The sequence below is a fragment of the Desulfoluna butyratoxydans genome (genome assembly GCF_900699765.1).
Classification (GTDB): domain Bacteria; phylum Desulfobacterota; class Desulfobacteria; order Desulfobacterales; family Desulfolunaceae; genus Desulfoluna; species Desulfoluna butyratoxydans.
Genome location: NZ_CAADHO010000005.1, coordinates 428,051 through 442,145 on the forward strand (window position 1 = coordinate 428,051; position 14,095 = coordinate 442,145).

The window sequence follows — 14,095 nt, forward strand, 5'->3', positions numbered from 1 at the left end:
AATACCTTTTGCATTTTTGAAATATCTAAATATTTCCAAGTAACCAGCCGTGCTATAGCTGAAAGTGCTCCACCATCCCTTTCAATTGATCCGACAAATCGTGGAGATCCCCCGCATTCTGTTTGACACCGGCGCTGCTTTCGGCAATCTCCTCGGCCGCCTCGTTGACACCGACGATATCCTGGGCCATATCCGCGGCCACAGCCGTGCTTTCCGACACACTGGCGCTCACCTCAGCCATCCCCTGGGATGCCTGGGTGATGCTGTCCGCAATGTCACGGGTGGCCATGGACTGCTCATCCACCTCTTCTGCAATGGACGAGACGATCTCGTTGGTCTGGAAGATCACCTCGGAGATATGTTCGATCTCCTTGACCGTCTCATCGGTGGAGACCTGAATGCCGTTGATCTTTTCCTTGATCTCCTGGGTGGCCTCGGCGGTCTGGTGGGCCAGGTGCTTGATCTCATTTGCCACCACGGCAAAGCCCTTGCCGGCCTCCCCTGCCCTGGCCGCCTCAATGGTGGCGTTCAGGGCAAGCAGGTTGGTTTGGGCGGAAATCTCGGTGATCACCTCGGTCACGGTGTTGATCTCATGGGCAACGGCCCCCAGGGCTTTTACCTTTTCAGAAGATCGCTTGGCGCTGGATACCGCCTCTTTGCTCACGTGGCGGGCTTCTTCGGAGTTGCCCGCAATCTTTTCGATGGTCCCGGTGATCTGTTCCGTGGCTGCTGCGACCCGACCGATGTTCTGGGAAGACTGCTCGGCGGCGGCAGCCACCGAGGCCATGTTGGTGCTCATCTCCTCTGCGGCCGCGGTGGATGAACTTGTCCTCTCCATGGTCTCCCGGGCGCCTGAGGACATCTGGGCAGAAACCGCGGAGAGGTTGGAGGAGGAGGCATTGAGCTGGCTTACCCCCGCCGAAATATCCCGGAACATGTCTCCCAGGGTGCCCACCATGGAGTTCAGCGCCCCCACAAGGGTACCGATCTCATCGTGCCTCCGGGTGGAGAGAGTCCGGCTGAAATCACCTTTGGCAACGGCCTCGGCAAAGTCCACCGCCCGAATGATGGGCCGGGTGGCGCGCCCCGTGATCACATAAACCGTGGCAACAAGCAGCAGCATGGCAACCAGGGCCACCCCGAGGCAGACGTGCCGGATGGTGTGCGCCTCCTTCAAAATTTTTGCAGTGGGGATACTGATCATGGCCGCCCAGGGGGTATCGGACCGACCGATGCTGATGGGCGCGCCCATGCGCACCACCTCACACCCCAGGGTCTTGGAGATGTTGTTCCCCCGGAAAGACTTCCCGTCCCGGATGGCCTGGTCGAAATTGCGTCCCCAGGAGGTCTCCGTAAAAAGGCTTTTGCCGAGCCTTGCCCCATCGGGATGGGAGACATACACGCCCCTGTTGGAGACAATGGAGAGGTAACCCGTCCCGTAAATCTTGAGTCCGGCAAAGGCGTCCTGGAATGTTTTCAGGGCGATGTCCACGCCCACCACCCCCAGGACCTTGCCGCCGATGACAATGGGAACACTCACCGTGGTCATCAAATGATCCCGGCCGCCGATGTTGACGGCATAGGGTTCGGCAAGCACCTCCCTGCCGGTTCGCTGGGGCACAAGGTAGTAATCCCCGTCACCCTCACGCCGGTAGTTCAGGCTGGGCCGAAGCTTCAGGCTGCCAGAGCTGCGGCTCCAGATGGGCACAAACCGTCCGGTGGCGTCGTGGCCTTCGGCGTTCACAAAATCGGCATCCCTGCCGTCCAGGGCGTTGGGCTCCCAGATCGTCCACACACCATAAAAAGCGGGGTTTTTGTCTATCACCTGTTTCATGAGGTGCGTCAACAAATCCCGGCGGGACAGGTCGCCGTCCACCGTGTCAAGGCCGGTCACCACGCCCCCGAAGACCTGGGCCAGGGTCCGGGCCGAGTCCGCAGCCACCTCCACTTCCGCTTTGACGACGCCGCCGTACCGGTGGGCCATCTGCTCTGCTTTTTCCAGGGCTTCCGTCTCTGCCAGGTTGCCTGACATCACGGCAACGATCCCGATGGTCACCGTAAAAGCCAGGGCCATGACCGAACAGATGCTCAGCAGCATCCGGGTTCTCAATTTCATTGTAGTCAACACGTCACATTCCTTAACATTAAGAAAACCAGGGCCTGCTTGAACCCAGACGTGTACCGTTCGGCTCACGCGCCTTGAACGAGGCATCGCCGGGCACATCCCTCGGCTCAATGGCAGGCTTATATCAAAACACTTGTTCTGTTTAATTCCCAAAAAACAGCCATCCCGTGGGCTGACCTTTGCCATAATCCGTCGGCCCATGCCGGAACAGCGGCCGCTGCAGATTTCAGCTGCATCGATCAGCAACACCTCAACAGGATATCATCTCCAAAAACCGTTTGTTAGGAGGTGTATCTGCCCAGGGGAGCCTGTCGTCATTCATCAACGGACCCGATGCGCGGTTTTTTCTAAAATGAAAGTTCTGGAATGTCAATACAGAAATAAACACCGTTTAGCAACATCAGAAAAGCGCTCGTTGAGGCAGGATAAAAAAAAGGGCGCGTCCTCAAGGAACGCGCCCTTTCATTTGTCAGGAGCGGGGGTTGTCTTTACCGGCCGGTCAGGCCCGGCCAAAATCGCCGGAAAGAAGCACGGGATCAATGCCAAGGCGATCCAGGGCTTTTTCCCATCGCATCTCCGCCGGGACCTCAAAGATCAGGTCGATGCCGGATTCCACGGTCAACCACACATTGCCCGCGAGCTCCCCTTCGAGCTGCCCGGCGGCCCACCCCGAGCTACCCAGAAAAATAGCCACTTTTTCAGGACCTTCCCCCCGGGCCACAGCCGACAGGGTCTCCATGGAGTTGGACAGGGCCACCTCCTCGTCCATGGGGAAGGTACCCTCATGATCAAAGGGAGGGCCGTGCAGGAGAAAGATCTCATCCAGCTGAACCGGGCCCCCCGTGTACACAGGCACATTCACGGCGGCATCCACATGGTCGAGCTTGAACTCCTGGTAGACGTCGCGGGCCGCCATCAGGTGGCTTGGACGATTGACGATAAACCCCATGGCCCCGTCCACGGTATGCTCGCAGAGATACACCACAGACCGTGCAAAATTGGGATCCTTCATGGACGGCATGGCCAGGAGAAAATGCCCTTTAAGGGAATGAAATACATCTCCGCTCATCGTTGGTACCCACCCTTTGAATGGTCATGTGTCATCACGGATCGACTCACCATACAACCCCTTTCGCCAAACCGTGCCTATCGGCCGTAGTTGTCTTCCAGGCGGACAATATCGTCTTCCCCGAGATAGCTTCCCGATTGCACCTCAATGAGTTCCAGGGGAATTTTCCCCGGATTTTCAAGCCGGTGCACCGTCCCCAGGGAGATGTAGGTGGATTCGTCCTCCTTGAGGAGGATCTTTTCGTCGTCCCGGGTGACGATGGCGGTTCCCCGCACCACCACCCAGTGCTCTGCGCGGTGAAAATGCTTCTGCAAAGAGAGCTCGGCACCGGGCTTGACGGTGATGCGCTTCACCTGGAACCGGTCGGCCATGTCAATGCCCTCATAGGATCCCCAGGGCCTGTAGACCACGGTGTGGAGCTGGGCCTCGGAGCGGGTATCGGCCTTGAGCTGGCTGACGATCTTCTTCACGTCCTGACCACGGTTCCGTGGCGCAACCAGCACGGCATCCTTGGTCTCCACGATGATCATGTCTTCAATACCCACCGCCGCGATCATCCGGCTCTCCCCCTGGAGCAGGGAGGAGGAGACGTCGTGGGTAACCACGTCCCCTTTGACCACGTTGCCGTTCTCATCTTTGTTCCCGATCTGCCAGATGGCGTCCCAGGAGCCCACGTCGTTCCACCCGGCGGCAAGGGAGATCATCACCCCCTTGTCGGTCTTTTCCATCACCGCATAGTCGATGGAGTCCTCGGGACAGGCGGAAAACGCCTCGTTATCCAGGCGGAAAAAATCGAGGTCCGACGCCCCTTTCTCCACGGCCTCCCGGCAGGTGGCCACGATCTCCGGGGCGAAGCGCTCCAGCTCACCGAGGACCTCCCGGCAGCCGAACATGAACATGCCGCTGTTCCAGCAATACTCCCCGGATGCCACGTAGGACTCGGCGGTCTCAAGATCCGGCTTTTCCACGAACCGGTCGATGACCACGGCGCTCCCCCCGTTGACGGACGCGCCTTTGCGGATATACCCGTATCCGGTCTCCGCCGACTCCGGGACGATGCCGAAGGTGATGAGGCGCCCGGCCTCGGCCAGGTCACGGCCTTCGCGCATGGCATCGTGCAGCTTTTCGGTATGGGTGATGGTGTGGTCCGCAGGGAGAACAAGCAGGGTGGGGTTTTCGTCGACCTCAAGGGCCTTGAACGCAGCGGCGGCCAGGGCCGGTGCCGTGTTCCTGCCCACGGGCTCCAGCATGATGGCCAACGGATCAATGCCGATGCTGCGAAGCTGCTCGGCCACCATGAACCGATGGTTCTCGTTACAGATCACGATGGGACGGCCCATGGCCTCGAACCCGGAAAGACGCAGCACCGTGTTCTGCAACATGGTGTACTCATTGATGAGGCCGATGAGCTGCTTGGGATGAAGTTCGCGGGAAAGGGGCCAGAGCCGGGTGCCTGAGCCCCCGGCAAGGATAACGGGTATCACCATGGTGAGTCCTCTTTGCTGTCGATTGTTGACGATGGTCCATCAAGCGATGGCACAAAAAAACCGGAAAAACAGCTGTCAGTTGCCACTCCGGTTTCAACGCGCCGCACTTGCTTCAGACTAAGCCAGCTTCAGAATCAAGTCAAGGGAGGCCTCCCCTGCGTTGACAATGGAATGACAACATGGTTTCCTTAACTGCCGAAGCACCCGGTCAGCGTCCCCCTTGAGCCGGTTGTTGCCTCACCCGCCCGCGCAGCCGGGCCGGAACGGAACAAGCCGGGCCTCAACACACCAAACAGTTAGGAAAAAAAATTTTAAGGAGCGGTATGCCAGCCCCCACCGATCAAGACCCTTTGAAACAAACCATCTGGCCGCCGGTCTTTCGCGCCTCCATCCTCGGCGCGGTCATCTCAAAGCAGATCAACTACGTGGGGTTTGCCGACCGGCGGGCGTCCACGGTCATCACGGTGAACTCGTTTCTCATCCCCATCGCCCTCTCGGGCCTGGTGCGCCCCCAGTGGCACTGGGGCATCCTCCTGGGCGTCTCAGCCTCGGTTCTCAGCATTTTTTTCGCTGTCCTCAGCCTCATTCCGAGGCGCTACACGAAAAAAGGGGACCCGAAGCCCCCTTTGCTCCACTTTTCAAGCATTGCCGAGTACACCGAAGAGGCCTATATCGAAAAAATGGCCGAAATGCTTGAGAACTCAGCCACCATGGGGACCATGGTGGCCCGGGACCTCTACCGCATGAGCACCGTGATCCTCACCCCGAAGTTCAAGCTTCTCAAACTCAGCTACATCAGCTTTCTGGCCGGCTACACCCTGGCCCTTGCGGCCATCTTCGCCGGGCAGTTCCAGCTCATGTAATCCATAAGGTCATAAAACGAGGGCCTTCCCCCCCCTATCACCTATCACCTATCACCTATTTCCTGTTTCCTATTTCCCCCCCATCCTCTGGGCCAGTTTCACCCACTCGATCTCCTGGAGGTTCTGGACGGTGTTGTGAATAAGCCCTTTTTTGATGGTCTCGCGCTTTTCGGCCCGGTCCGTGATGCCGTGGTAGGGGAGCATGGCCATAAGGGCCTTGTCCTTGGCCTTCTCATCCGGGGTGAGCACATCGCCCCTGCGGGTAAAAAACGGGTCCTCCCCTTCGGCGCAGGGGGTGTCGAAGACGTTAAAATGCCTGCAGGCCAGGGGGCGCATGGGATGAATGCCACAGCCTCCGTCCACGAGGAACGGACACCCGGCCCCGGGGTGAAACCGGGCCAGCTGGTGCTGGATGGTTTGTGCGGCCTCTCCGCTGAGGCTCTCAATGGCGTACCAGTAGATCCCCGCAAGTTCCAGGGGGTAGACAGGAATGGTGACGTGGGTGGAGCAACAGGTGGAGCACCCTTTGGCGCATGCAAGCCGTCGCCCTTTCTTGAGTTGGGCCTCCACGCTGGCATGAATGCCTTTGTCGGCGATGATGTAAGCATCCAGAAGCATGGAAAGCCATGAATGGGCCTTTTCCGCCTCGGGATAGGAGAGCCGTTGCGGCTCGGGGTAGTTGCTTGATCTCTTTTTCTTGGCCATGCCATGCCTGACGGAACCCGGCATTTTTTTTAATAAAGCGGTTGCGTATCCTGTGGCCGGGGCATCCGTTGCCGGGTCACTGCATCGCCGTCTGCCCCGCCTGAAAGAATCGGTTTGAAACCCCCCGAGGGGCCCGTTACTTGTCCTGATGATCGAAAATAATCTTTTCCATTCGCGGTAAAAACAGGTAATGAATGGTCTCTTTCACCCAATCCCAGTAGGCGTCGCACTCTCCGTCCATGCCCAGGAACCGGGCGTAGGTGGAGCTTGCACCCAGGTAGTTGGCCGCCAGGACGGTAAAGCTGTAAACGAACTTGCTCACCTCCTCGTCCGATGCGTTGTGATGCACCTTCTGACGAAAGGTCTTGAGGAAGCTGTCGTGGAACACCGCGTACTGGGCCGAGGCGGGAAACTGATCGAAGTTTTCCACGTGGGCCGTATTCTGCATGAGCGTCCTGAACAGGTCCTTGTTGGAGAGATGAAAATCAATGACCCGCTCGATGAATACAGCCAGCCCCTCGTCGGTGGTGTAAGCGTCCAGGCCATCGAACCAGTGTTCCATGAACTCGCGGAACTCCACCACATGCTCTTCCATGACGCACTCGAACAAGCCGGCCTTTTTCGGGAAATAGTAATGAATGATCGGGTGATCAAATCCCCCAGCCTTTCCCACCATCCGGACACTGGCCGCATGGTAGGGGTGCTCTGAAAAAACCTTGCGGGCGGCATCCAGGATGCGCCGCCTTGTGGCCTCGCCCTTGGTCAGGTTGCGGGGTGCGTTCGTCCCTGTTGCTTTGGATGTATCCATAGTCTCCATCGGGTTCATGGTCATTGGCATGATAAACGACAATTCGTGGAAGCCTCCTTCACCGAAGGAGAGATCAACTTTTTTACCACACGTTCAGGAATTATCAAAGCGAAACCGGCCACACCCGGTTTACCGCAGGGACTCTTTTCGAAAATCCGTGGCCTTCATGGGCAGGTTATACCGGATCTCCTGGAGAAGGAGGCGTGTCTGTCCCCCGTTTCCCGCCCGGCTCATCACCACCTCATAGGGAGTCAGGATCCCGTCGACGGTCCGGATATCCTTGTTCTCAAGAATTTTTAACAACTTGCCCTTGGAATAGTAGTCCATCTTCCTCAGGAACCAGTCCTTCTCGCTGATGTAAAGCACGGTCTTGTCATACACCTTCTTGCCCCTGATCCGCAGGCTCTCCACCATGTAGCAGGGCTCTCCGGCCACGGTCTCCTTGCCCAAAAGGGTGTAGGCGTAATCGTCCACATCCCGTGACGCGATATCCTCATAGGTGAAGTGGGAGTTCACAAAGGCCTTCTTTTTCGAAGACTGGCTGATGCGCTTGACCCGGCCCGAGGACATCTGGAGCCACTGATCGTCATCCTTGCCTTTATGGGCATGGGTCAGCAGCTTGATGCGGGACGGCTTGTGAAACGCAATGAGGGCCCGGTCTTCACCGTCTTCGGTGTCCATGGCCGTGAGGGTGAAGACCTTTTCCGTCACCTTGCCCTTTTTTTCGATCTCCATGACCACCTCGCTGGTGGCCGTATCCGGACTGGCGATCTCCTCGGACCGGTCCACCACCTCGCGCCCCGTGAGGGCAAAGGCCCCGGCATGGATCATCACACCGACAACCGCAAGAATCATGATTTTTCGCATTTTTACCATCTGCTCCTCTCTTCCGGTGACCATTCGCCCCCCATGCCTCTGGCAGTGATAAGGCGATCAGTCACCTCAATGTCATAAAAACACCTGTGCCGCGCCGCCGCCCAAGCTCCGCCCGGGACCAACACCGACACAGCCGGTAGGGTTAAAATTGATACTCTAAAGTCACCATGAACAGGTCCCGATCCCTCAGGTACCAGAACGGGGATCCCACCTCGTTCAGCTCCGGGGCAGATCCGTCATAAAACACCAGGGAGCCCTCCACCACCAGGCCGTTTTGAAAATCGTACCCCACCTTGGCCCAGGTCATCTGCCCTTCGTCCTCACCGTCCATCACCCAGAAAAGGGAGACGGGAATCCGGCTGCTTAAAAAGCTGTCCTGGTATCGGAAGGCAAGGGTTTCGTCGTAAAAAGGGTCCCCAAGGCCATTGCGGGTGTAGCCCGACCGATGAGCCTCCAGGGTCACCACGGACTCTCCCTCGTGGGCGGGGAACCAGTCCACCACCGGAAGGAACCAGTTCAGCCCGGCCGACACCGACCAGAAACCGGAGTCCACAATCTCATAGGGAAACACCATGGCAGCCGGATTGCTCGTGTCCTGGGTAACATACCCCTGCTTGTCAAAGCTCCACGCGCCTTCCGCCTGCACCACGCACTGCCCCAGGTCGGCGGAGACGTCTGCCCCCACAGAGGTGACATCCCCGTGGAAAGAGCGGGCCACCACAGACACCGGCTCCCCCGGTTCCATAATCACCCGGTCCGGCGTGATGAGGGGCTCACGGTCGGGGCCGTGGTAGGCACTCAACGAAAGATCGCAGCTGCCCACGCTCCGGGACGCCTTGATCCCCACCCCCGCATTGTCCACGGTGACATCGGGCTCTTCGTTGTCCGTCCGCTTCACGGGCAGGGAGAAGTTGTCGGGATCGATGTAAAAATAGTCCCCCTCCCAGGCGTTGAGCCGCCCCACCCCCATGGGCATAAAAACAGCCTCCACGGAGTAGTCCCCGATAAAACGCAGCATGGAGACCGCAGGCACCCCCTGCAACAGGCCGTCCTCCTCTTTCAGGAAAAGCTCCCGGAGATCTTCGGGGTTGAAGTAACTGGTGGGGTTGATGAAGTCGGCGGTGCCCCAGGCAAAGACCTGGTTTCCCACCCGCCAGCGGCTTGTGTCCGTCTCCTTTTCCACATAAAGCTCCCGGAACGAGAGCTCGACTCCCCGCGACGACAACGTGAGGTTCCGCCTCAGGGTTGTCCCGCTGTCACTGTAGCGGATCTCCCCGCCCGGGGAGTCACTGAACACGGCATCGTTGATTCGCAGCTCAGGGGTCCCATAAACAGAAAACCCCTCCCCCGCCCAGAAGAGCGCCCCTTCCAGCCTCACCTCGTTGCTGATCATGCTGTCTTCGACATAATCCGTATTGTTCATGGGCGCCATGCTCTTGGCACCGAGGGTCCACTCAGCCTCCACACCCTCCGGCAGCCAGGCGCACACCGGACACACCCACCCCACACACACGGCCCAGATCAGCACAACACAGGCCACAACCCTACAACGCATCAGACACATCTCCCCGGGGCATCACCTTGAGCCTCGTCCCTGCACAGCGCAGGCTTTATCAGGTAAATCAACGCCGGCAGGATCAGGAGATCCCCCAGCAACGCAAAAAACATGGACAGCCCCGCCAGCGCCCCAAAGGCGATGACGGGCTTCACCGACCCTGTCATAAACACAAAATAGGCCGTGCAGAGCACCACCGATGTCATCACGATGGGCTTGCCCGTATCCCCAAAGGTTTTCACCAGGGCTTCCCGTGTGCAGAGCCCGGCCTCGCAATTTCGCCGAAACCAGGTGATGAAATGGATGGTATCATCCACGGCAATGCCGATGGTAACGCTTGCAATCATGATGGTGGAGGTGTCCAAAGGGATGCCGACCCACCCCATGATGCCCAGGGTGGTGCAGATGGGAAACAGGTTGGGCACCATGCTGAGCAGGGCCAGCAGCGGGCTCTTGCACACAAAAAACATCATCACGAAGATCAGGACAAAGGCGGTGCCGAAGCTTCTGACCTGGCTGATCTTCAGGTTCTTGTCCATGGTGTTGTAAAGGGACGAGAGCCCTGTAAACCGATACCGGTAGTTACTTCCCAGAATCTGCCCCACCCTTGCCTCGGCAAAGGCCCGCACCTTTTCGGCACTGGCATTGGGCCCGAACTTGGAGGCAAAGGAGATGCGCGCCATCCGGTAATCCGGAGACAAGATCCGCTCCAGAACCTCGGGGTCAGCCAGCTCGTAATAATCCAGCAGGTCTAAGCGACTCCCGGGCAACGCCCCTTCTCCAACCTCTCCGTCGGTAAAGGCGCCGTGGATCTCAGCGAAATAATCTGCTGCAGAGAACACATGGGTGTACTGCCCGGCCATATGGGCCATCACCTCGTCCGCCACCTCAGAGAGCACCTTCATGCTCTCCGGGTGGGTAAAATCACTTTCCGGGCCCACCGCCTCGATCACCATCTCAACGGGGACGGTCCCCCTGATATTGCCCTCCACAAACCGAATGTCCTTTTTTACCCGGTTGCCGTCCTTGAGGTACGCGGCAAAGTCCGTATCAAACCGAAGGCGGTTCATGCCGTACCCCACCCCCGCCGCCGCCACAACAAAGACAAGCACCACCACCCCGCTGCGGGCCACCACCCAGTGGCCCAGCCGCGTCAACATCCCGATCAGGGGATCCTGGCCCCCCTTGCCGAGGGGGGATCTGTCCCCATGGCGCTTTTCCACAGCCGCGCGGCACGCCATCAAAAACGCAGGCAGGACAAACACGGACATGAAAAAAGCGATCATCACGCCGACGGCGGTGAACACCCCCACGATTTTCACAGGCCTCACCGTTGTGGTCACAAAGGAGAGATAGCCCATGCCGGTGGTGAGACTGGTAAACAGACAGGGTCGCCAGAGGTTGCGGGCCGCCTCCCTCACCGCAGCCCGATGATTACGGCCGTTGCGGTTGTACAGGGTGCGGTAGTGGGAAAGGATATGGATGGAGTCGGCAATGGAGATGGCCAGAAGCACCGGTGCGATCACCACCGTCACTGTGTTGACCACCTCTCCGCACATCACCAGAAGCCCGACACCCCATAAAACAATGATCAGTATGTTCACCTGGCCGAGAAGCGACAAAGCCGCATTTCTCAGCATGAGATAAACGATGACCATGATAATCAGAAAGGTCACAGGAGTAAAGAGCATGTTGTCGCGCCTTGTCAACGCGTTGATCTCCACCTCTACACAGGGGCCTCCCGAGTACCGCAGGTGACGCCCCCCGGAGACCGAGTCCGCTGCGGCCTGAAGGGACCGAATCGCCTTGCCTTTCTCCTCATTGGAGTCAAAGGGAAGCAGCTCCACAAGAAGGCAGGTGGTGGTGCCGTCGGCGGAGATGACCTGGCCGGTAAGGATCTCATGGGACAAGGCCATCCCCCGGGAGGCCTCCGCCACCTCGGAGGTGACAGCCCCGTCGGGCAGGACCGGGTCAAAGGACACCGTGTCCCCGTCCCCCACGGCCACCTCCGCATTTGTGAGGGAGAGCACCCGCTGCACCCCGGCATGCCGTTCCATGAGATCGGTGAGATCCCGGATAAAGGAGAGATTCTCCGGGGTGAAGATATCCGTGTCCCTGAACACCACGGCCATCACCTCGTCGTTTCCGAACACCTCCTGAAAGGTTGTGTAATAGGCGATATCCGGGTCGTCGGCATCAAAAAATTCGTTGATGTGATTGCGGAAGCTCTGGTGTGCGTAAAACCAGAGAAAAGGGAGCGTTGCCAGGAACACCAGAAGCAGGACACGGCGGTGGTGGGACACCGCAACATCGATCAGTCGGTTCATGGGACCTCTCTGCTGAAGGCACATCCGGGGGCCGTGCCCAGGTTCGGGACACCAAAAATAACAGACGTTATGCCAGGGGGAAGACGTTAAAGGGTGTACCGTGTCCCCCCTGGCCTGTCAACGTGTTATTAACGATGTTCACAACACGAACCACAGAAACCAGCCCCGGCAGGACCGCCGAAGACAAAAAACCTACGGCCCCAACGCGCCACGCCTTGTCAGCATGTCCGCCCATGGGGTATCCTGACACTCAACACGTGTTTCAGGATTTACCCGCCCTCGCCGGTCCATCAGGCGCCCTGGCCCGGATATTTCATAAGAAAACAACAAGCCGAAAGGAAAACCATATGATTTCGTGAGACCACAATAAAAATGGCAGCTATTTTACACATGCAAAATGTAACTCAACGTTTGCTGTTTGATTTTCTCACCCTTCGGGCGAGCCGGGCTGGCACGCCGCAACAGACACATACGGATCACGGATCCCCCATGAAAGACACGCAGACACTTCAAAACATCCTGCGCCGCATCGACGGCAAGGGGTACAAAGCCTACAAAGAGCTCCAGGGCACCTATGCCTTCAAGGCCTTTACCCTCTTCATCGACCATGTCCAGGGGGACCCCTTTGCCCAGCCCTCGCGCCTCCGTGTCCGGGTGGACCGCGCCGCCTCCGGCTTTGACGGCAGTTTCACCTCAAGCCCGAGCCGAACCACGGCCCTCTGCGACTACCTGACCCGGCTCTTCACCCGCACCGCACGAAACACGATCAAAGGCATCCGGGGCACAGGCAAAGGTGGGCTCATCCTCATCGACACCCCGGCCCAGGAGATCCTGCCCCGCACGGCCATGTCCGTCACGGACGACCACGTCGAGGCCCGCTTCTTCCTCGGACTCCCCGCCTTCGGACGACGCATCGCCGGACGGGACGCCATGGAGATGCTTCTCTCCGAACTCCCGGCCATCGCCACCGAAGCTCTCTTCTTCAAAGAAAACAGGCGCGCCGCCCTCACCGCCCACGTGACATGCTGCGAAGACGCCGACGCCCTGAGGGCCCAGCTGCCATGCCTTGGGCGGGTGGCCTTTGTGGCCGACGGCGCCCTGCTCCCCCGGGCCAGCGGCATCGACCCGCGGCCCCTGGGCAAAGGGGTCGTTCCCTTCTCCTCACCGGCCTCCCTGCGCATGGAGGTGGCGTTGCCCAACCGGGGCAAGGTGACGGGCATGGGAATCCCTGAGGGCGTGACCCTCATCGTCGGTGGCGGGTTCCACGGAAAGTCCACCCTTTTAAACGCCCTGGAGCTGGGGGTCTACAACCACATCCCCGGGGACGGTCGAGAGCTGGTGATCACCCGGCCCGACGCCCTCAAGATCCGGGCAGCCGACGGACGCAGCATCACAGGCACCGATATTTCGCCTTTTATCAACAACCTCCCCTTCGGACGCAGCACCGCGGCCTTTCACACCCAGAACGCCAGCGGAAGTACCTCACAGGCCGCGGGAATCTGCGAAGGAATCGAGGCAGGAGCCCGGCTCCTCCTCCTGGATGAGGACACCTCGGCCACCAATTTTATGATCCGCGATGAAAAAATGCAGCGCCTGGTGGCCTCGGAAAACGAACCCATCACCCCCTTCATCGATCGGGTCACAGAACTTCGAACGCGCCAGGGAGTCTCCACCATCCTTGTCATGGGCGGCTCCGGCGACTACTTTGCCACGGCAGACCATGTCATCCAGATGACGGACTACGCCCCGGAAGATGTCACAGAAAAAGCCCACGCCATCGCCAAAGAGCATGCCGACGGCCGCGTGAAGGAAACCACCGGCCCCCTGCGCCCCGTGGCCCACCGAACCCCGCACCCCCAAAGCATCCCCATAGAAGAACGACGGGGACGGGTCAAAATCACCACCTACGGACGCCACGAAATGGTCCTGGGCACCACCCGCATCACCTTTGACGACGTGGAACAGATCGTGGAAGCCTCCCAGACCCGCGCCCTGGCCCAGGCCGTGGCCATAGCCGCCCCCCTCATGGACGGCTCCCGCACCCTGGCAGACATCCTGGACCAGGTTATGGAGACCGTTGAAGCAAAGGGGCTCGAATCCCTCTCCGACATCCTGAGGGGCGACCTGGCCGCCTTTCGAAAGCTCGAACTGGCCGCCGTCATCAATCGCGCCCGGACATTCAAAGTAGCGGGAAAAAGCAGGCCTCCGGCGGCCAAGGGCTGAGCCCTTGGGACCCAGGCTCGCAAATGCTCCGGGGCTTCGCCCCTTCACATTTGCTGA

Annotated in this window: 10 protein-coding genes; 2 read left to right on the forward strand and 8 right to left on the reverse strand. The window is 59.2% G+C overall.

Annotation, left to right across the window (positions count from 1 at the left end):
• Nucleotides 1-52 precede the first annotated feature (52 nt).
• From MSL71_RS15875 to MSL71_RS15885, 3 genes are all read right to left on the reverse strand, one after another.
• Nucleotides 53-2,116: a methyl-accepting chemotaxis protein gene (locus tag MSL71_RS15875; protein ID WP_246317808.1), complete on the reverse strand. Its 2,064-nt coding sequence runs from the start codon at nt 2,114-2,116 to the stop codon at nt 53-55.
• A gap of 508 nt (nt 2,117-2,624) precedes the next feature.
• A complete protein-coding gene (locus MSL71_RS15880) occupies nt 2,625-3,194 on the reverse strand; it encodes a YqgE/AlgH family protein (RefSeq protein ID WP_180142091.1) in 570 nt (189 codons plus the stop codon).
• A 77-nt stretch (nt 3,195-3,271) separates the two neighbouring features.
• Nucleotides 3,272-4,681, reverse strand: coding sequence for a mannose-1-phosphate guanylyltransferase/mannose-6-phosphate isomerase (locus MSL71_RS15885; RefSeq protein WP_180142093.1), 1,410 nt, complete (start codon nt 4,679-4,681; stop codon nt 3,272-3,274).
• Nucleotides 4,682-5,004: 323 nt separating this feature from the next.
• Between MSL71_RS15885 and MSL71_RS15890 the strand changes: the two genes are divergently transcribed.
• Nucleotides 5,005-5,544 carry a Pycsar system effector family protein gene (locus MSL71_RS15890; RefSeq protein ID WP_180142095.1) on the forward strand — a complete coding sequence of 180 codons (540 nt, stop codon included), beginning with the start codon at nt 5,005-5,007 and terminating at the stop codon, nt 5,542-5,544.
• A 69-nt stretch (nt 5,545-5,613) separates the two neighbouring features.
• On the opposite strand, the gene MSL71_RS15895 is transcribed toward MSL71_RS15890, so the two are convergent.
• The 5 genes from MSL71_RS15895 to MSL71_RS15915 all read right to left on the reverse strand — a co-directional run bounded on the left by MSL71_RS15895 (nt 5,614) and on the right by MSL71_RS15915 (nt 11,815).
• The gene (locus MSL71_RS15895) at nt 5,614-6,249 is read right to left on the reverse strand and encodes a YkgJ family cysteine cluster protein (RefSeq protein WP_180142097.1); all 636 of its coding nucleotides are present in this window, start codon (nt 6,247-6,249) and stop codon (nt 5,614-5,616) included.
• Between the two features lie 136 nt (nt 6,250-6,385).
• Nucleotides 6,386-7,057 (reverse strand): TetR/AcrR family transcriptional regulator, encoded by a 672-nt coding sequence (locus tag MSL71_RS15900; protein ID WP_180142099.1) that lies wholly within the window; start codon nt 7,055-7,057, stop codon nt 6,386-6,388.
• A gap of 129 nt (nt 7,058-7,186) precedes the next feature.
• Complete coding sequence (locus tag MSL71_RS15905) at nt 7,187-7,957, reverse strand: outer membrane lipoprotein-sorting protein (RefSeq protein ID WP_180142101.1); 771 nt, start codon at nt 7,955-7,957, stop codon at nt 7,187-7,189.
• A gap of 118 nt (nt 7,958-8,075) precedes the next feature.
• Nucleotides 8,076-9,488 (reverse strand): DUF1302 family protein, encoded by a 1,413-nt coding sequence (locus MSL71_RS15910; RefSeq protein WP_180142103.1) that lies wholly within the window; start codon nt 9,486-9,488, stop codon nt 8,076-8,078.
• Nucleotides 9,488-11,815, reverse strand: coding sequence for an efflux RND transporter permease subunit (locus MSL71_RS15915; RefSeq protein WP_180142105.1), 2,328 nt, complete (start codon nt 11,813-11,815; stop codon nt 9,488-9,490). The genes MSL71_RS15910 and MSL71_RS15915 overlap by 1 nt, the downstream gene beginning before the upstream one ends.
• 489 nt (nt 11,816-12,304) lie before the next feature.
• Here MSL71_RS15915 and MSL71_RS15920 point away from each other — a divergent pair, with 489 nt between their 5' ends.
• A complete protein-coding gene (locus MSL71_RS15920; protein WP_180142107.1) occupies nt 12,305-14,038 on the forward strand; it encodes an ABC-ATPase domain-containing protein in 1,734 nt (577 codons plus the stop codon).
• Nucleotides 14,039-14,095 lie beyond the last annotated feature (57 nt).

Excerpts from the sequence above, each read along its gene's own strand:
- MSL71_RS15875 (WP_246317808.1), bottom strand. The coding sequence starts at position 2,116 with ATGAAATTGAGAACCCGGATGCTGCTGAGCATCTGTTCGGTCATGGCC.
- MSL71_RS15880 (WP_180142091.1), bottom strand. The coding sequence starts at position 3,194 with ATGAGCGGAGATGTATTTCATTCCCTTAAAGGGCATTTTCTCCTGGCC.
- MSL71_RS15885 (WP_180142093.1), bottom strand. The coding sequence starts at position 4,681 with ATGGTGATACCCGTTATCCTTGCCGGGGGCTCAGGCACCCGGCTCTGG.
- MSL71_RS15890 (WP_180142095.1), top strand. The coding sequence starts at position 5,005 with ATGCCAGCCCCCACCGATCAAGACCCTTTGAAACAAACCATCTGGCCG.
- MSL71_RS15895 (WP_180142097.1), bottom strand. The coding sequence starts at position 6,249 with ATGGCCAAGAAAAAGAGATCAAGCAACTACCCCGAGCCGCAACGGCTC.
- MSL71_RS15900 (WP_180142099.1), bottom strand. The coding sequence starts at position 7,057 with ATGGATACATCCAAAGCAACAGGGACGAACGCACCCCGCAACCTGACC.
- MSL71_RS15905 (WP_180142101.1), bottom strand. The coding sequence starts at position 7,957 with ATGGTCACCGGAAGAGAGGAGCAGATGGTAAAAATGCGAAAAATCATG.
- MSL71_RS15910 (WP_180142103.1), bottom strand. The coding sequence starts at position 9,488 with ATGCGTTGTAGGGTTGTGGCCTGTGTTGTGCTGATCTGGGCCGTGTGT.
- MSL71_RS15915 (WP_180142105.1), bottom strand. The coding sequence starts at position 11,815 with ATGAACCGACTGATCGATGTTGCGGTGTCCCACCACCGCCGTGTCCTG.
- MSL71_RS15920 (WP_180142107.1), top strand. The coding sequence starts at position 12,305 with ATGAAAGACACGCAGACACTTCAAAACATCCTGCGCCGCATCGACGGC.